The following is a 17,165-nucleotide window of genomic DNA, read 5'->3' on the forward strand; positions in this document are numbered from 1 at the left end:
GTGAAGCCGGAGGTCTCCGTGCTCAGGGCCGCTCTCCCCGCTTGACCTGAGGCTTGGGAAGACGCAGTCGGCGCATCTGGAGCGTACGCATCAGGCCGTAGGCCACCGCGCCGCGCTTCGGGGTGTCCGGGAAGCGCTGGGCCAGCTGCTTCTTGAGCCGGAACGCGAGGCCGACGGAGTCCACGACGATCAGCACGATCACGCCGAGCCAGAGCAGCAGCGAGATGTTCTGGATGTTCTGCACCTGGATCACGCTGAGGATCAGGATGATCACCGCGAGCGGAAGGAAATACTCCGCGATGCAGAAGCGCGAGTCCACGAAGTCACGGACGAAGCGGCGCACGGGCCCCTTGTCGCGCGCCGGCAGATAGCGCTCGTCACCCGAGGCGAGAGCCTCCCGCTGCCGGGCCATGTCGGACCGGCGTGCTTCGCGCTGGCGCTTCGCTGCCTCCTTGCGATCGGTCGGCGCACCGCTTGAGGCGCGTCGGCGCTGCGTCTGGGCATCGCTGCGCTTGGGGGTGGGGCGACCTTTGGGAGCCTGGGGGTCGCGGGGCGTCTTGGAGAGGTCCGCCGTCACCTTGCCGGTGGGGGCCTTCTCTTCCTTGGAGCGGCTACGGAACACAAAACCCAAGGGTACGGGGTCGGCCGGGACTACCGGAGACCGGCCGGGAACGATCCCGCAACGGCCTGCGTCCTGAAAAGTGTCCCGACAGGGGCAGAACGGACGTTGCCGACGTCTTCCCTGATGGTCGTCTACTCCCTGCGCGGGAGCGGTCGCCGGCGGCAGTCGTCCTTGCGGAGGAGCACATCCGCGCTCGAACAGTGCGGTAATGGAGACAGGGCCCGTACTGTGGGTTCTGTTGGAGTGCTGGAGCTCAGTCCGTCAGAAGGGGGCGCGCGAAGCCCATGAGCGGTGTCATGAAGCGTATGGGAATGATCTTCCGCGCGAAGGCAAACAAGGCCCTTGACCGGGCCGAGGATCCGCGCGAGACCCTCGATTACTCGTACCAGAAGCAGCTCGAACTGCTTCAGAAGGTACGCCGCGGCGTCGCCGATGTGGCGACCTCGCGCAAGCGGCTGGAGCTGCAGCTGAATCAGTTGCAGGGACAGTCGTCCAAGCTGGAGGACCAGGGCCGCAAGGCGCTCGCGCTCGGGCGCGAGGACCTGGCCCGTGAGGCGCTGTCCAGGCGCGCGGCCCTCCAGCAGCAGGTCACGGACCTGGAGACGCAGCACCAGACGCTGCAGGGTGAGGAGGAGAAGCTCACCCTCGCGGCCCAGCGTCTGCAGGCCAAGGTGGATGCCTTCCGGACGAAGAAGGAGACCATCAAGGCGACGTACACAGCCGCCCAGGCGCAGACCCGGATCGGCGAGGCCTTCTCCGGCATCTCCGAGGAGATGGGCGACGTCGGCCTGGCGATCCAGCGGGCCGAGGACAAGACCCAGCAGCTCCAGGCACGTGCGGGAGCCATCGACGAGCTGCTGGCCTCCGGAGCCCTCGACGACCCGTCCGGCACGGCGAAGGACGACATCGCCGCCGAGCTGGACCGGATCTCGGGTGGTACGGATGTAGAACTGGAACTGCAGCGCATGAAGGCCGAGCTGGCCGGCGGCTCCGCCGGGCAGCAGCAGGCCATCGAAGGCGGCGCCGAGGACGCGGCACCGCAGTCGCAGCAGTCCCCGCACAAGTTCGACAAGCAGTGAGGGCGGCGTCGTGATCGTACGGATCATGGGGGAGGGCCAGGTCGTACTGGCCGACAGTCATGTCGCCGAGCTGAACAAGCTCGACGACATACTTCTCGCGGAGATGGAGAGCGGTGACGGACCCGGCTTCCGCGCCACCCTCCACGCTCTTCTGGACAAGGTGCGTGAGCTCGGCTCGGCGCTTCCCGACGACTCCCTGGAGCCGTCCGAACTGATCCTTCCGTCACCCGGCGCCACCCTCGAAGAGGTGCGTTCCATGCTCCGCGACGACGGGCTGATCCCCGGCTGACCGGGCCGCCCGCTCCCGCACTCCCGCGATGCCCCGCCCCGGTCCTGCCGGCGCGGGGCATCGTGCTGCGTGGCCGGCCACTGTGCTGCGCGCTCCTGCCACCGTGCCGTGGGTGCCCTGCCACCGTGCCGTGACGCCGCCCGGACCGCCGCGTCGGCCCCACGCGTACCGTTGTCCGACGTGACCACCCTCGGAACGGGGCTCGTGCCCGCCCGCCGCTGGCTGCGCGGCCATCCCCTCGCCTTCGACGGTGGCCTCGCCACGGCCGTGCTCGCCTGCATGCTCTGCGCGTCGTTCGCCGAGCCGGACCCGGGCCACGGGCCCGTCTTCGGAGCCCGGACACCCGAGGTGTCGAGTGTGCTGCTGATGGTGCTCGCCGCGGCGGCGCTCGTCCTGCGCCGGCAGAGGCCCATGGCGGTACTCGCCGTGACCGGGCTGCTGTCCGCCGTCGAGTTCGTCCTGATGGATCCGCCGGCCCCCGTGGTGATGAGCGCTGTCATCGCACTCTTCACCGTCGCGGCCACCACCGACCGCCCCACCACCTGGCGGGTCGGGCTGCTGACCATGGTGGTGCTGACCATGACCGCGATGGTGGTCGGCACGACGCCCTGGTACAGCCAGGAGAACCTCGGTGTGCTCGCCTGGACCGGTCTCGCCGGCGCCACAGGTGACGCCGTGCGCAGCAGACGCGCCTTCATCGACGCGATCAGGGAACGGGCCGAACGCGCGGAACGTACCCGTGAGGAGGAGGCCGGCCGCAGGGTCGCCGAGGAGCGGCTCCGGATCGCCCGGGACCTGCACGACGTCGTCGCCCACCACATCGCCCTGGTCAACGTCCAGGCCGGGGTCGCCGCCCACGTCATGGACAAGCGCCCCGACCAGGCGAAGGAGGCGCTCGCCCACGTCAGGGAAGCCAGCCGCTCCGCCCTCAACGAACTGCGCACCACGGTGGGGCTGCTGCGCCAGTCCGGCGACCCGGAGGCGCCCACGGAGCCCGCCCCGGGGCTCGCGGTCCTGGACACCCTGGTCGACACCTTCCGTAACGCGGGGCTCCCCGTCGAGGTCGCCTGCACCGACCCTGACAGCCCGCTGCCCGCGGCGGTCGACCTCGCGGCCTACCGGATCATCCAGGAGGCGCTGACCAACGTGCGCAAGCACGCGGGCGCCGGGGCGAAGGCAGAGGTGAGCGTCGTACGGGTCGGGGGGACAGCGGAGATCACCGTGCTCGACAACGGCAGCGGAGCCGGTCCCCGCCCCGCGCCGGCCGACGGCGGCGGGCACGGCCTGATCGGCATGCGCGAGCGTGTCACCGCCCTGGGCGGCACCCTCACGGCGGGACCCCGTTACGGAGGCGGATTCAGGGTCCATGCGATCCTGCCCGTCATGTCCCGCACACGCGCGCCGGAAGGGCCGGGCACGGTGGGGACGACGGGGGGACGCGCATGACGCCCATCAAGGTGCTGCTCGCCGACGACCAGGCACTGCTGCGCAGCGCCTTCCGGGTGCTGGTCGACTCCGAGCCCGACATGCAGGTGGTCGGTGAGGCCGCCGACGGGGCCCAGGCCGTGGAACTGGCCCGCTCGACCCTCGCCGACGTCGTGCTGATGGACATCCGGATGCCGGGCACCGACGGGCTCACCGCCACCCGGATGATCAGCGCGGACCCGGATCTGGCGGGCGTACGGATCGTCATGCTCACCACCTTCGAGGTGGACGAATACGTCGTTCAGTCCCTGCGCGCCGGAGCGTCCGGCTTCCTGGGCAAGGGTGCGGAGCCGGACGAGCTGCTCAACGCCATCCGGGTCGCCGCGGCCGGTGAGGCGCTGCTCTCCCCGGCCGCGACCAAGGGCCTCATCGCCAGCTTCCTCGCCCAGGGCGGCAGCGACGCGGAGGACCTGGACAGCAAGGAGTACACCGAGCGTCTCGCCGCGCTCACCGGGCGCGAGCGTGAGGTTCTCGTCCAGGTCGCGGGCGGACACTCCAACGACCAGATCGCCGACCGGCTCGTCGTCAGCCCTCTCACCGTGAAGACCCATGTGAACCGGGCCATGGCGAAACTGGGCGCGCGGGACCGGGCGCAATTGGTGGTCATTGCGTATGAATCGGGCCTGGTCCGCCCCAGGGTGGAGTGACGGGTGGAGACCGGGCTACTCCAGCTGCGGTATGCGCGGGATAAGAAAGCAACCCGGGGGCCGACGATTTCGCTCATGGGACCGGCGATCGTATAGATGGGCGGGCTGTGTCCCCTGTGATCACCGAAGTGAGCACCGAATGATCACCGACGTGAACACCGAGCAGCCGCCCATCTGCCGCGTAAGCCACAGAAGAGAGACCCACCCATGTCCTGGCTGTCCAGATTCAGCCTCGCGCAACGGGCCCTGATCGGGCTGATCTCGATCGTCGCGCTTGTTTTCGGAGCCATCGCGATCCCGCAGCTCAAGCAGCAGTTGCTGCCCACCATCGAGCTCCCGATGGTGTCGATCCTGGCCCCCTACCAGGGTGCGTCCCCCGATGTGGTCGAGAAGCAGGTCGTCGAACCCCTCGAGGACGCCATCAAGGCCGTCGACGGGGTCGAGGGCATCACCTCGACCGCCAGCGAGGGCAACGCCGTCGTCATGGCGAGCTTCGACTTCGGTGACGAAGGCACGAAGCAGCTCGTCGCCGACATCCAGCAGGCCGTGAACCGCGCCCGCATCCAGCTGCCCGACGATGTGGACCCGCAGGTCATCGCGGGTTCGACGGACGACATCCCGACCGTCGTCCTCGCCGTCACCTCCGACGAGGACCAGCAGGCGCTCGCCGACCGGCTGGACCGCACCGTCGTACCGGCGCTCGAGGACATCGAGGGCGTCGGCCAGGTCGCGATCGACGGCGTCCAGGAGCTCCAGGTCTCCGTCGTCCCCGACGACAAGAAGCTCGCCGCGGCGGGCATGAACGCCGCTTCGCTGGCCCAGGCCCTCCAGGCCGGCGGCGCCACCGTCCCGGCCGGTTCCTTCTCCGAGTCGGGCAAGAGCCGAACCATCCAGGTGGGCGGCTCCTTCACCTCGCTCGGGCAGATCGAGGACCTCAAGGTCTCCGCGGCGGACCCGGCGTCGGGCAAGGCCGGAAAGCCGGTCCGCGTCGGTGACGTCGCCACGGTGGAGCAGGAGCCCGCCACGGCGGCCTCCATCACCCGTACGAACGGCAAGCCGAGCCTCGCCGTCATGGCGACGATGGACAAGGACGGCAGCGCCGTCGCCATCTCGGACGCCGTCCAGGACAAGCTCCCGGACCTGCGCAAGGACCTCGGAGCGGGCGCCGAGCTGACGGTCGTCTCCGACCAGGGACCCGCAGTCTCCAAGGCGATCTCCGGTCTGACCACCGAGGGCGCGCTCGGCCTGCTCTTCGCGGTCGTCGTGATCCTCGTGTTCCTCGCGTCGATCCGCTCGACGCTGGTCACCGCGGTCTCCATCCCGCTCTCCGTGGTCCTCGCGCTGATCGTGCTCTGGACCCGCGACCTGTCGCTGAACATGCTGACCCTCGGCGCGCTGACCATCGCGATCGGCCGCGTCGTCGACGACTCGATCGTGGTCCTGGAGAACATCAGGCGCCACCTCGGCTACGGCGAGGAGCGTCAGTCGGCGATCACCACCGCGGTCAAGGAGGTGGCCGGCGCGGTCACCGCCTCCACACTCACCACCGTCGCGGTCTTCCTGCCCGTCGGCCTGGTCGGCGGCATGGTGGGCCAGCTCTTCGGCTCGTTCTCCCTCACCGTCACGGCCGCCCTGCTGGCCTCCCTGCTGGTCTCGCTGACCGTGGTCCCGGTCCTCTCGTACTGGTTCCTGCGCGCCCCCAAGGGCACCGCCGAGAACCCGGACGAGGCACGCCGCAAGGCCGAGGAGAAGGAAGCCGCGAGCCGGCTCCAGCGGATCTACGTCCCGGTGCTGCGCTTCGCGACCCGGCGCCGTGTCACCAGCATCGTGATCGCCCTGGTGGTCCTGTTCGGCACGTTCGGCATGGCGCCCCTGCTGAAGACGACCCTCTTCGAGCAGGGAGAGCAGGAAGTCCTCTCCCTCAAGCAGGAGCTGAATCCCGGCACCAGCCTCGCCGCGGCGGACGAGGCCGCGCAGAAGGTCGAGAAGGTCCTCGCGGCCGACAAGGGCGTCAAGGACTACCAGGTCACCGTGGGCTCCTCGGGCTTCATGGCGGCCTTCGGCGGCGGTACGGGTGCCAACCAGGCCTCGTACCAGATCACCCTCAAGGACCCGGCGGACTTCGACGCCGCCCAGAAGCGGATCGACGAGGCACTCGGCAAGCTCGACGGCATCGGTGACACGACGATCGTCGCCGACGGCGGTTTCGGTTCACAGGACCTCAGCGTCACCGTCAAGGCGGCCGACGCGGACGTCCTGAAGAAGGCCTCCGAAGCGGTGCGGAGCGAGGTCGCGAAGCTCGACGACGTCACCGACGTCCAGAGCGACGTGGCCCAGAGCGTCCCGCGCATCTCGGTCAAGGCCAACGACAAGGCTGCCGACGCCGGGTTCAACCAGACGACGCTCGGGGCGGCGGTCGCCGGCGCGGTGCGCGGCACCCCGTCCGGCACGATGATCATGGACGACACCGAGCGGGACGTCCTGGTGAAGTCGGCGAAGCCCGCCACCACGATGGCCGAGCTGAAGGCGCTGCCGCTCGGCCCCGTGAAGCTCGGCGACATCGCCGACGTGAAGCTGGTCCCCGGACCGGTCACGATGACCCGGATCGACGGCCAGCGGGCCGCGACGATCACCGCCAAGCCGACCGCCGACGACACCGGCGCGGTCAGCACAGAGCTCCAGAAGAAGCTCGACGCCCTGGACCTCCCGGAGGGCGCCACGGCCACCATCGGCGGTGTCACCGAGGAACAGGACGACGCCACCACGAAGCTGATGCTGGCCATGCTCGCGGCCATCGCCATCGTCTTCATGCTCCTGGTGGCCACCTTCCGGTCGCTCATCCAGCCGCTGATCCTGCTGGTCTCCATCCCGTTCGCGGCGACGGGCGCCATCGGCCTCCTCGTCGTCACCGGCACCCCGATGGGCATCGCGGCGATGATCGGGATGCTGATGCTGATCGGCATCGTGGTGACCAACGCGATCGTGCTGATCGACCTGATCAACCAGTACAGGGCGCAGGGCATGGGCGTCGTCGAGGCGGTCATCGAGGGCGGACGCCATCGTCTGCGTCCGATCCTGATGACGGCACTGGCGACGATCTTCGCCCTGCTCCCGATGGCACTCGGCGTCACGGGCGAAGGCGGCTTCATCTCCCAGCCGCTGGCGGTCGTGGTGATCGGCGGTCTGATCACCTCCACGCTGCTGACCCTGCTCCTGGTGCCGACGCTCTACGCGGTGGTCGAACTCCGCAAGGAGCGCCGCGCCAAGAAGAAGGCGGCCAAGCGCGGGGCGAAGTCCGGCGCGGCGGCCCCCGAGGCGGCCGAGGAAGCCACCTCCGAGGAGCCGGAGCCCGCGAAGGCCTGAGGAAACCCTCGGTAACAGCGCAGGAAGGCCCCCGACGCCGTACAGCGGCATCGGGGGCCTTCCCTCTTCACTGCGCGGGTTACGGCAGCGCCAGCATCCGCTCCAGCGCCAGCTTCGCGAACTTCTCCGTCTCCGGGTCGACCTGGATCCGGTTGACGAGGCTCCCCTCGGCCAGGGACTCCAGCGTCCACACCAGATGCGGCAGGTCGATCCGGTTCATCGTCGAGCAGAAGCACACCGTCTTGTCGAGGAAGACGATCTCCTTGTCCTCGTCGGCGAAACGGTTCGCCAGCCGGCGCACCAGATTCAGCTCCGTGCCGATCGCCCACTTGGAGCCGGCCGGCGCCTCCTCCAGGGCCTTGATGATGTACTCCGTCGAACCCACCTGGTCCGCGGCCGCCACGACCTCGTGCTTGCACTCCGGGTGCACCAGCACGTTGACGCCCGGGATGCGCTCCCGTACGTCGTTGACCGACTCCACGGAGAAGCGCCCGTGCACCGAGCAGTGCCCGCGCCAGAGGATCATCTTCGCGGCGCGCAGCTCCTCGGTGGTCAGGCCGCCGTTCGGCTTGTGCGGGTTGTAGAGGACGCAGTCCTCCAGGGTCATCCCCATGTCCCGCACGGCCGTGTTCCGGCCCAGGTGCTGGTCAGGCAGGAAGAGCACCTTCTCGCCCTGCTCGAAGGCCCACTCCAGCGCCCGCTTCGCGTTGGACGAGGTGCAGATGGTGCCGCCGTGCTTACCGGTGAAGGCCTTGATGTCGGCGGAGGAGTTCATGTACGAGACCGGCACGACCTGGTCGGCGACTCCCGCCTCCGTCAGCACGTCCCAGCACTCGGCGACCTGCTCCGCGGTGGCCATGTCGGCCATCGAGCAGCCGGCGGCCAGGTCCGGCAGGACGACCTTCTGGTCGTCGCCCGTCAGGATGTCCGCGGACTCGGCCATGAAGTGCACACCGCAGAAGACGATGTACTCCGCCTCGGGCCGTGCCGCCGCGTCCCGGGCGAGCTTGAAGGAGTCGCCGGTGACGTCCGCGAACTGGATGACCTCGTCGCGCTGGTAGTGGTGCCCGAGCACGAAGACCTTGTTCCCGAGCTTCTCCTTGGCGGCGCGGGCCCGCTCCACCAGGTCCGGGTCGGACGGGGAGGGCAGGTCGCCGGGGCATTCGACCCCGCGCTCGCTCCGCGGGTCGGCCTCTCGGCCGAGCAGCAGAAGGGCGAGGGGCGTCGGCTGGACATCCAGGGGCTGGGCGGTGGTCACGACACGCACCCTTTCTTTTCTGCGAAAAGCCTTTTCGTCTAATTGACGTTATCTATCATAACCGCTTCGTGTCAGCTTGACGATGCCCATAGCGTCGATGTGACGCATCCCCCCGCCCACCCGGTGTGCGAGCATGAAGGGAACAGACACGCGCCTGGCCCGGAATGAATCCGCGGCCCCGATGGTTGGACCGTCGGCAAGCAGTCCGTACAACCCCGGGAGAGAAGCAGATGTCCGTATCGGACGAGACCACCACCGTGAGCGACGGCATCCTCCTGTCCGACGCCGCCGCAGACAAGGTCAGGACCCTGCTGGAGCAGGAGGGTCGTGACGACCTCGCGCTGCGCGTCGCCGTTCAGCCCGGAGGCTGCTCGGGTCTGCGGTACCAGCTCTTCTTCGACGAGCGCGCGCTCGACGGGGACGTCGTGAAGGACTTCGGCGGCGTCAAGGTCGTCACGGACCGGATGAGCGCCCCGTACCTGGGCGGCGCCTCCGTCGACTTCGTGGACACCATCGAGAAGCAGGGCTTCACGATCGACAACCCGAACGCCACGGGCTCCTGCGCCTGCGGCGACTCCTTCAGCTGAACCTCAGTCGTACGACAGCGGCGGCACTCCCGGACCAGGGAGCGCCGCCGCTGTCGTTTACGTGCACGGAACTCAGCCGCGCTCCACCGTCTCGCCCGACCCCGCGTCGACCACCTTCCGGCCGTCCAGCGGCGCGTCCAGCGTCACCGTCCGGGTCAGCTCCTTGGCGATCATGATGCAGGCCTTCCCGGGATCCGGCTTCGACTCGGAGACCGTGACCCGCACCGTCGTGGTGTCCTCCGTGGCGTGGGCCGTGTACGTGCTGCACACGCCGCCCCAGAACGTCACCTCCAGCGTCCGGCCGTCCGCGCTGTACGCGATGAGAGCCGCGCCCTTGCCCTGCGGGTCCTTGGTGGGCTCCGGGGCGGGCCGGGTGCTCTCCGGCGCCAGGTGGTCCGGGTCCACCGCGACCTGGACGACCGTGTTCCCGGGGCCGCCCCCTTCGGGCCGTACGGAGAAGAGCCACGAGGGCACGAGAATCTGCTCACCGTCCGCGTACTGCGCCGCGAGCCCGAACTCGGCCTTCTCGACCGTCGCCGTGGTGGCCGGCGGAGTCCCGCCGCAGCCGGTCCTCGGCGACGCCGGATCACCCTCCAGGGGCTCGGCTGTCGCGCAGCCGCCGATGCCGGACGACTTCGCGGCACGCCGGCTCTCAGCGTTCAGCTGCTTCAGCGCGTCGTCCGCGCCGGTCACCGGATAGGTGTCGCCCTTCTCCAGGGCCTTCAGATGCCCGCTGCCGCCGACGATCTCGCCACCGGCGCCCACCTGGACCCCGGTCGACCATCCGTAGGTCGGCAGCCCGTCCAACACGGGGTCGGCGTTCACCACCCGTACGGAACCCATCAGCTGATCCGCGTCGAGCGCGGCGCCGTCCTGCCCCACGGCCTTCAGCACCGGAACCGCCGCGGCTTTCGCGGCCTTCTCGCTGACGGGCGACCCGGACGCGGGCGTCCGGTCCTGCTTCGAACAGGTCCGGGCGGACTCGCACGCGTCCGGACCGCCGGAGCCGTGACGGGCGAACGTCCAGGTCCCGGGCGCCTGCTTGGTCACCCTCAGGAACGGTCCGGAACCGTCACCCTCGCTGCCCACCTTCCAGGCCGTGCCCTCCGTGCGCGGGGTTCCCCGTACCCCGAGCGCCTTCGCGAGCCGCGCCACCTCGGCCGAGGTCACCGCCGAGCCGGCACGGTGGACGGCCGCGGTGCCGGGACCGTCCGGCAGGTCACCCGAGGCGCGGTGGACGACCCCGCCGCCGTGCGGGTCGGGCTCACCGGGGGCGATCCCCGGCGGCCGCGCCGACGGGCCCTCGTCGCGGTCCAGCGTGAGCAGCGGAGGGGAGCTGCCGCCGGACGCCGCCCGGCCCGCGTCCGTACCGCCGTCCCCCGACGCGGCCGAGGCCCAGTAGGCGGCTCCGCCTCCGGCCAGCAGCACGGCCGCCGCCACCGAGGCCACGGCGAGGGGTGACCGCCGCCGGGGGCCGGTCACGTCATTCTCGGGTCGCTCGGTGCTCACCGGATCGCTCCTTCGGCTGCCTGGCCGTCATGTGCCCATCATCGTTCCCCGGTGCGGGGGACGCCGGTGGGACGGGCCAGGGGAGCGCGCGGTTCCACCGCGTGCGCGGGGAGCCGCCTCCGATGCGTCTGCCGGGCCCGGTCAGTCCCCGTAGTCGGACATGCCGTCGATCAGGCGGGCCGAGGAGGGCGGCACCGTGACCCCGTGGATACGGGAGGGCTCCACCGGCTTCGCGGTGGCCCTCGTGGGTACGACCCAGTGCGGCGCCATCCGCGCGCAGTCACCGCGCAGCTCGGCCAGGCTCATCTCGGACTCACGCGGAAGGGACTCACGCGGAACGATGGTGTTCGACATATCCGCACCGTACGCATGGGAACACTCAGGTAGAAAGACCTACTATCGGGTAGTTTTGCCCCTTCGGACCCGGTGGCGTCACCGGGTAGCGTGAACTGTCACGCCGTCCCGGGGGGCGCGCTCACGCGTTCCCTCCGCCTTCCGCAGGAGCAGCCTCCGTGCGCATCGCAGTCACCGGCTCCATCGCCACAGACCACCTCATGACCTTCCCCGGCCGATTCGCCGACCAGCTGGTCGCGGATCAGCTGCACACGGTCTCGCTCTCCTTCCTCGTCGACAACCTCGATGTGCGACGTGGTGGAGTCGGCGCCAACATCGCCTTCGGCATGGGCGTGCTCGGCACGCAGCCGGTCCTCGTGGGAGCCGTCGGGGCCGACTTCGACGACTACCGCGCCTGGCTCGACCGGCACGGCGTCGACACCGAGTCGGTCCGTGTCTCCGAGGTCCTGCACACGGCGCGCTTCGTCTGCACGACGGACGCCGACCACAACCAGATCGGCTCCTTCTACACGGGCGCCATGAGCGAGGCCCGGCTGATCGAGCTCAAGAGCGTCGCCGACCGCGTCGGCGGCCTCGACCTCGTCTCGATCGGGGCCGACGACCCCGAGGCGATGCTCCGCCACACCGAGGAGTGCCGCTCGCGCGGCATTCCGTTCGCCGCCGACTTCTCCCAGCAGATCGCGCGGATGAACGGCGAGGAGATCCGGATCCTCCTCGACGGCGCCACGTACCTCTTCTCCAACGAGTACGAGAAGGGGCTCATCGAGTCCAAGACCGGCTGGAGCGACGAGGAGATCCTGTCCAAGGTCGGCCACCGCGTCACCACCCTCGGCGCCCGTGGCGTCCGCATCGAGCAGACGGGCCAGGACCCCATCGAGGTCGGCTGCGCCGAGGAGGAGCGCAAGGCCGACCCGACCGGCGTCGGTGACGCCTTCCGGGCCGGTTTCCTCTCCGGCCTCGCCTGGGGCGTGAACCTGGAGCGTGCCGCCCAGGTCGGCTGCATGCTCGCGACCCTGGTCATCGAGACGGTCGGCACCCAGGAGTACACGCTGCGCCACACCCACTTCATGGACCGCTTCACCAAGGCCTACGGGGACGAGGCGGCCGAGGAGGTCCGCAAGCACCTCTCCTGAGAGTCCGAAGCGCTACGAGCTCACAGGAGCCGGCGGACCACATAGGCGGAGCCATGGTCCGCCGGCTCCTCGCCCACGAACTCCTGCTCGCGCATCGCACACCAGGCCGGGATGTCGAGTCGGGCGGCCTCGTCGTCCGAGAGCACCGTCACCGTGCCGCCCACCGGTACCTCTCCGATCATCTTTGCGAGTTCGATCACCGGAATCGGGCAGCGCCTGCCCAGCGCGTCGACCACGAGCGAGTCCCGCGGCGCCTCGGAGGGAGCCGCAGAGGCGGGCGCGCCGAGCCTCTCCCGCACCTCGGCCACCACGCCGGGCAGTACGCCGAGGAAGCCGCCGACCTCTTCCTCCGTGGTCCCGGCCGGAAGCGACACGCGGATGTTTCCCTCCGTGAGCACCCCCATCGCCTTGAGGACATGGCTGGGCGTCAGTGTGCTGCTCGTGCAGGACGACCCGGACGAAACGGAGAATCCGGCCCGGTCCAGCTCATGGAGCAGGGTCTCACCGTCGACATAGAGACAGGAGAAGGTGACCAGATGCGGCAGCCGCCGCACCGGATCGCCGACCACCTCCACATCGGTCACCAGGTCCGCCACCGCCGCCCGGATCCGGTCGACGAGGGCGCGCAGCCGGGCGGCCTCGGCCTCAGCCTCCGCGCGCACCGCCCGCAGGGAGGCCGCGGCCGCCACGATCGCGGGGATGTTCTCGAAGCCGGGCGCCCGGCCCGACTCCCGTTCGTCGACGGGCCCTTGGGGGGCGAACCTGACCCCCTTGCGCACGGCCAGCAGTCCGACGCCGGCCGGCCCGCCCCACTTGTGGGCGCTCGCGGCCAGCAGCGACCAGCGGCCGGGCACCGGCCCCCAGCCCAGCGACTGCGCGGCGTCCACCAGCAGCGGCACGCCCGCGGCGGCACAGACCTCGGCGGTCTCCGCCACGGGCTGTTCGGTGCCCACCTCGTGGTTGGCGGACTGGAGACAGGCCAGCGCGGTGTCCGGGCGGAGGGCGCGGCTGTACGCCGAGGGGTCCACCGCCCCGGTCCGGTCCACCGGCACCTCGGTGGACGATCCCCCGGCCGCGTCGAGGGCCGCGGCCGAATGGAGTACCGAGGAGTGCTCGACGGCCGAGAGCACCAGGTGGCGTCCGACACGCCGACGCCCGGAAAGCGCACCGGTGATCGCCGAGTGCACCGCCCGGGTGCCGGACGAGGTGAAGACCAGCTCGTCCGGACGGCAGCCGACCGCCTCCGCCGCGGCCTCCCGGGCCGCGTCCAGCAGCATCGCGGCCCGCCGCCCCTCGCGGTAGAGCCGGGCGGGATCGGCCCAGCCCTCGTCCAGTGAGGCATGCAGCGCCTGACGCGCGACGGGGTGCAGGGGGGCGGAGGAAGCCGCGTCGAAGTAGGGCACGACGTCACGCTAGCCCGCGCGGGCGCGCGACCAGGCGGGCGGCCGCCGTCACGACAGGGAGAGAGGGCGTCAGATGTCGGCCGGAGGCTCGCATTCCATCCCTTCGGGGTGTCGTGCGGCGCGTTGGGCACCCTCCCCGCGCGACCCCAATTAGCGTCCAGTAGGGTTTGGTCCGCATAAACATCCAAACCCCTGCCCGCGTCAGGGCCGGCGACCGACCAAGTGAGACGGGCGCGCCGACCGTGCGGGCGAGACTCTCGGGAAGGCGCTACGTGAGTCCCAACGGCTCCGACCGCTTGTCGCGGCGCCCGATGCGGCGGAAGCTGCCGCAGGTGCTGACTGCGGGCCTGGTCCTGGCGACGGCCTCCGGTTGTTCATACAACTGGGAGGATTTCCCCCGCCTCGGTATGCCCACACCGGTAACGGAAGAGGCCCCTCGGATCCTCTCCCTCTGGCAGGGCTCGTGGGCGGCAGCGCTCGCCACGGGCGTCCTTGTCTGGGGGCTGATCCTGTGGAGCGTCATCTTCCACCGGCGAAGCAGGACCAAGGTGGAGGTACCTCAGCAGACCAGGTACAACATGCCTATCGAGGCGCTGTACACAGTGGTCCCCCTCATCATCGTCTCGGTGTTCTTCTACTTCACCGCGCGTGATGAGTCGAAGCTCCTGGAGCTCAGCCCGAAGCCGGCCCACACCATCAACGTGGTCGGCTACCAGTGGAGCTGGGGCTTCAACTACATCGAGAACGTGGAGGGCGAGCCCTCCACCGGCGGAAAGATCTCCAAGGAGCTCGACGCCATCCCCGACAAGTTCCAGAAGGACTTCCCCGCCAACGCCAACGGCGTCTACGACGTGGGTATCCCTGGTACGCGTAACCCGCAGAACGGCAACCCGGGTCCGACCCTGTGGCTGCCGAAGGGCGAGAAGGTCCGTTTCATCCTGACTTCGCGTGACGTCATCCACTCCTTCTGGGTGGTGCCGTTCCTCATGAAGCAGGACGTCATTCCGGGCCACACCAACTCCTTCGAGGTCACGCCGAAGAAGGAGGGCACCTACATGGGTAAGTGCGCCGAGCTCTGCGGCGTCGACCACTCCCGGATGCTCTTCAACGTCAAGATCGTCTCTCCGGAGCGTTACCAGCAGCACCTCAAGGAGCTGGCGGAGAAGGGTCAGACGGGCTACGTGCCGTCAGGCATCGAGCAGACGGACCCGGCCAGGAATGCGGAGACGAACAAACTGTGAGCATCCTCAACGAATCCCAGGGTGCCGCGGCAGCAGACGAGTCTTTCGAGGACGAGCTGCCGGTGCGGCGCAACCAGCCGGGGGCTGTCGTCATCAAGTGGCTGACCACCACTGACCACAAGACGATCGGCACGATGTACCTGGTCACATCGTTCGCCTTCTTCTGCATCGGTGGCCTCCTGGCGCTCTTCATGCGCGCCGAGCTGGCCCGTCCCGGTACGCAGATCATGTCGAACGAGCAGTTCAACCAGGCGTTCACGATGCACGGCACGATCATGCTGCTGATGTTCGCGACGCCGCTGTTCGCCGGATTCGCGAACTGGATCATGCCGCTGCAGATCGGCGCGCCCGATGTGGCGTTCCCGCGGCTGAACATGTTCGCCTACTGGCTGTACCTCTTCGGCTCGCTGATCGCGGTGGCCGGCTTCCTCACCCCGCAGGGTGCGGCCGACTTCGGCTGGTTCGCCTACTCCCCGCTGTCGGACGCGGTCCGCTCGCCGGGCGTCGGCGCCGACATGTGGATCATGGGTCTGGCCTTCTCCGGCTTCGGCACGATCCTCGGTTCGGTCAACTTCATCACCACGATCATCTGCATGCGCGCCCCCGGCATGACGATGTTCCGCATGCCGATCTTCACCTGGAACGTCCTGCTGACCGGTGTCCTGGTCCTGCTGGCCTTCCCCGTCCTGGCCGCCGCGCTCTTCGCGCTGGAGGTCGACCGAAAATTCGGCGCACATGTCTTCGACGCGGCCAACGGTGGCGCATTGCTGTGGCAACACCTCTTCTGGTTCTTCGGCCATCCAGAGGTGTACATCATCGCGTTGCCATTCTTCGGAATCATTTCCGAAATCATCCCGGTGTTCAGCCGCAAGCCGATGTTCGGCTACGTCGGTCTGATCGCGGCGACGATCTCCATCGCCGGCCTCTCGGTGACCGTGTGGGCGCACCACATGTATGTCACCGGCGGTGTGCTGTTGCCGTTCTTCTCGTTCATGACATTCCTCATCGCGGTGCCGACCGGTGTGAAGTTCTTCAACTGGATCGGCACGATGTGGAAGGGGTCGTTGTCCTTCGAGACACCGATGCTCTGGTCCGTCGGCTTCCTGATCACCTTCGCCTTCGGTGGTCTGACCGGCGTGATCCTGGCCTCGCCGCCCCTGGACTTCCACGTCTCCGACTCGTACTTCGTCGTGGCGCACTTCCACTACGTCGTCTTCGGCACCGTGGTCTTCGCGATGTTCGCCGGGTTCCACTTCTGGTGGCCGAAGTTCACCGGCAAGATGCTGGACGAGCGGCTCGGGAAGATGACCTTCTGGACGCTGTTCATCGGCTTCCACGGCACCTTCCTGGTGCAGCACTGGCTCGGCGCCGAGGGCATGCCGCGACGCTACGCGGACTACCTCGCCGCCGACGGCTTCACCGCCCTGAACACGATCTCGACGATCTCCTCGTTCGTGCTCGGACTGTCGATGCTTCCGTTCATGTACAACGTCTGGAAGACCGCCAAGTACGGCAAGAAGATCGAGGTCGACGACCCCTGGGGCTACGGCCGTTCGCTCGAATGGGCGACATCCTGCCCGCCCCCGAGGCACAACTTCATCAGCCTGCCGAGGATCCGTTCCGAATCCCCGGCGTTCGACCTGCACCACCCGGAGATCGCAGCACTCGAACAGCTCGATCGCCTGTCCGAGGGTGACAAGGTCCTCGTCGGTGGCAAGGAGGACGGCAAGTGAAGATCCAGGGCAAGCTCTTCATCTGGCTGAGCGTCTTCATGCTGGCCATGGCCGTCACGTACGGCGTCTGGTCCAAGGAGCCGGTCGGCACCACCGCGCTGGTCCTGGCCTTCGGGCTGACCATCATGATCGGCTTCTACCTGGCGTTCACGGCCAACAGGGTCGACGCGATGGCCCAGGACAACAAGGAAGCCGACGTCGCGGACGAAGCCGGTGAGGTGGGCTTCTTCTCCCCGCACAGCTGGCAGCCGCTCTCGCTGGCCATCGGTGGAGCCTTCCTCTTCATGGCCGTCGTCTTCGGCTGGTGGCTGGCCTACTTCTCGGCCCCGCTGCTCCTGATCGGCCTCTTCGGCTGGGTCTTCGAGTACTACCGGGGAGAGAACCGCACCCAGTAGGACACGCCTTCACAGGGCGCGTGGCACCCGGACGGGGGCCCTGCCCGCTCAGCAACGAGCGGGCAGG

At 69.1% G+C, this 17,165-nt stretch carries 15 protein-coding genes; 10 read left to right on the plus strand and 5 right to left on the minus strand.

Annotated elements, in window-relative coordinates:
• Positions 1-22: 22 nt before the first annotated feature.
• Positions 23-622, minus strand: a complete 600-nt coding sequence (locus ACIREO_RS15190) for a DUF3043 domain-containing protein (RefSeq protein WP_404109332.1) — start codon at positions 620-622, stop codon at positions 23-25.
• A gap of 296 nt (positions 623-918) precedes the next feature.
• Between ACIREO_RS15190 and ACIREO_RS15195 the strand changes: the two genes are divergently transcribed.
• From ACIREO_RS15195 to ACIREO_RS15215, 5 genes are all read left to right on the plus strand, one after another.
• Positions 919-1,701 (plus strand): PspA/IM30 family protein, encoded by a 783-nt coding sequence (locus ACIREO_RS15195; RefSeq protein WP_014156668.1) that lies wholly within the window; start codon positions 919-921, stop codon positions 1,699-1,701.
• 10 nt (positions 1,702-1,711) lie between these two features.
• Positions 1,712-1,990 carry a hypothetical protein gene (locus tag ACIREO_RS15200; RefSeq protein WP_404109335.1) on the plus strand — a complete coding sequence of 93 codons (279 nt, stop codon included), beginning with the start codon at positions 1,712-1,714 and terminating at the stop codon, positions 1,988-1,990.
• Positions 1,991-2,170: 180 nt separating this feature from the next.
• Entirely contained in the window at positions 2,171-3,436 is a 1,266-nt protein-coding gene (locus tag ACIREO_RS15205; RefSeq protein ID WP_404109338.1) for a sensor histidine kinase, read from the plus strand.
• Positions 3,433-4,122: a response regulator gene (locus ACIREO_RS15210; RefSeq protein WP_404109340.1), complete on the plus strand. Its 690-nt coding sequence runs from the start codon at positions 3,433-3,435 to the stop codon at positions 4,120-4,122. The genes ACIREO_RS15205 and ACIREO_RS15210 overlap by 4 nt, the downstream gene beginning before the upstream one ends.
• Positions 4,123-4,329: 207 nt before the next feature.
• Positions 4,330-7,485, plus strand: a complete 3,156-nt coding sequence (locus ACIREO_RS15215) for an efflux RND transporter permease subunit (protein ID WP_404109342.1) — start codon at positions 4,330-4,332, stop codon at positions 7,483-7,485.
• Positions 7,486-7,564: 79 nt separating this feature from the next.
• Here the strand turns inward: ACIREO_RS15215 and nadA are convergent, their stop codons facing one another.
• Entirely contained in the window at positions 7,565-8,752 is a 1,188-nt protein-coding gene (gene nadA / locus ACIREO_RS15220) for a quinolinate synthase NadA (RefSeq protein ID WP_404109345.1), read from the minus strand.
• A gap of 221 nt (positions 8,753-8,973) precedes the next feature.
• Here nadA and ACIREO_RS15225 point away from each other — a divergent pair, with 221 nt between their 5' ends.
• Positions 8,974-9,330 carry a HesB/IscA family protein gene (locus ACIREO_RS15225; RefSeq protein WP_404109347.1) on the plus strand — a complete coding sequence of 119 codons (357 nt, stop codon included), beginning with the start codon at positions 8,974-8,976 and terminating at the stop codon, positions 9,328-9,330.
• A 72-nt stretch (positions 9,331-9,402) separates the two neighbouring features.
• Here the strand turns inward: ACIREO_RS15225 and ACIREO_RS15230 are convergent, their stop codons facing one another.
• The gene (locus tag ACIREO_RS15230; RefSeq protein ID WP_404109350.1) at positions 9,403-10,839 is read right to left on the minus strand and encodes a hypothetical protein; all 1,437 of its coding nucleotides are present in this window, start codon (positions 10,837-10,839) and stop codon (positions 9,403-9,405) included.
• 141 nt (positions 10,840-10,980) lie between these two features.
• A complete protein-coding gene (locus tag ACIREO_RS15235) occupies positions 10,981-11,193 on the minus strand; it encodes a hypothetical protein (RefSeq protein ID WP_404109352.1) in 213 nt (70 codons plus the stop codon).
• A gap of 158 nt (positions 11,194-11,351) precedes the next feature.
• Here ACIREO_RS15235 and ACIREO_RS15240 point away from each other — a divergent pair, with 158 nt between their 5' ends.
• Positions 11,352-12,326: a carbohydrate kinase family protein gene (locus ACIREO_RS15240; RefSeq protein ID WP_404109355.1), complete on the plus strand. Its 975-nt coding sequence runs from the start codon at positions 11,352-11,354 to the stop codon at positions 12,324-12,326.
• Between the two features lie 20 nt (positions 12,327-12,346).
• On the opposite strand, the gene ACIREO_RS15245 is transcribed toward ACIREO_RS15240, so the two are convergent.
• A complete protein-coding gene (locus ACIREO_RS15245; protein ID WP_404109357.1) occupies positions 12,347-13,729 on the minus strand; it encodes a cysteine desulfurase/sulfurtransferase TusA family protein in 1,383 nt (460 codons plus the stop codon).
• A gap of 272 nt (positions 13,730-14,001) precedes the next feature.
• Between ACIREO_RS15245 and coxB the strand changes: the two genes are divergently transcribed.
• The 3 genes from coxB to ACIREO_RS15260 are packed head-to-tail and all read left to right on the plus strand — an operon-like array spanning position 14,002 to position 17,098.
• Entirely contained in the window at positions 14,002-14,970 is a 969-nt protein-coding gene (gene coxB, locus ACIREO_RS15250; RefSeq protein ID WP_404109360.1) for a cytochrome c oxidase subunit II, read from the plus strand.
• Positions 14,967-16,703, plus strand: a complete 1,737-nt coding sequence (ctaD, locus tag ACIREO_RS15255) for a cytochrome c oxidase subunit I (protein WP_404109363.1) — start codon at positions 14,967-14,969, stop codon at positions 16,701-16,703. The genes coxB and ctaD overlap by 4 nt, the downstream gene beginning before the upstream one ends.
• Positions 16,700-17,098 (plus strand): cytochrome c oxidase subunit 4, encoded by a 399-nt coding sequence (locus ACIREO_RS15260; protein WP_104784882.1) that lies wholly within the window; start codon positions 16,700-16,702, stop codon positions 17,096-17,098. The genes ctaD and ACIREO_RS15260 overlap by 4 nt, the downstream gene beginning before the upstream one ends.
• Positions 17,099-17,165: the final 67 nt, after the last annotated feature.

The organism is Streptomyces sp. NPDC102441 (assembly GCF_044765585.1).
In the GTDB taxonomy this organism is placed as follows: Bacteria; Actinomycetota; Actinomycetes; order Streptomycetales; family Streptomycetaceae; genus Streptomyces.

Coding starts and splice junctions, on each gene's coding strand:
- ACIREO_RS15195 (WP_014156668.1), top strand. CDS start 919: ATGAAGCGTATGGGAATGATCTTCCGCGCGAAGGCAAACAAGGCCCTT.
- ACIREO_RS15210 (WP_404109340.1), top strand. CDS start 3,433: ATGACGCCCATCAAGGTGCTGCTCGCCGACGACCAGGCACTGCTGCGC.
- ACIREO_RS15215 (WP_404109342.1), top strand. CDS start 4,330: ATGTCCTGGCTGTCCAGATTCAGCCTCGCGCAACGGGCCCTGATCGGG.
- ACIREO_RS15225 (WP_404109347.1), top strand. CDS start 8,974: ATGTCCGTATCGGACGAGACCACCACCGTGAGCGACGGCATCCTCCTG.
- ACIREO_RS15235 (WP_404109352.1), bottom strand. CDS start 11,193: ATGTCGAACACCATCGTTCCGCGTGAGTCCCTTCCGCGTGAGTCCGAG.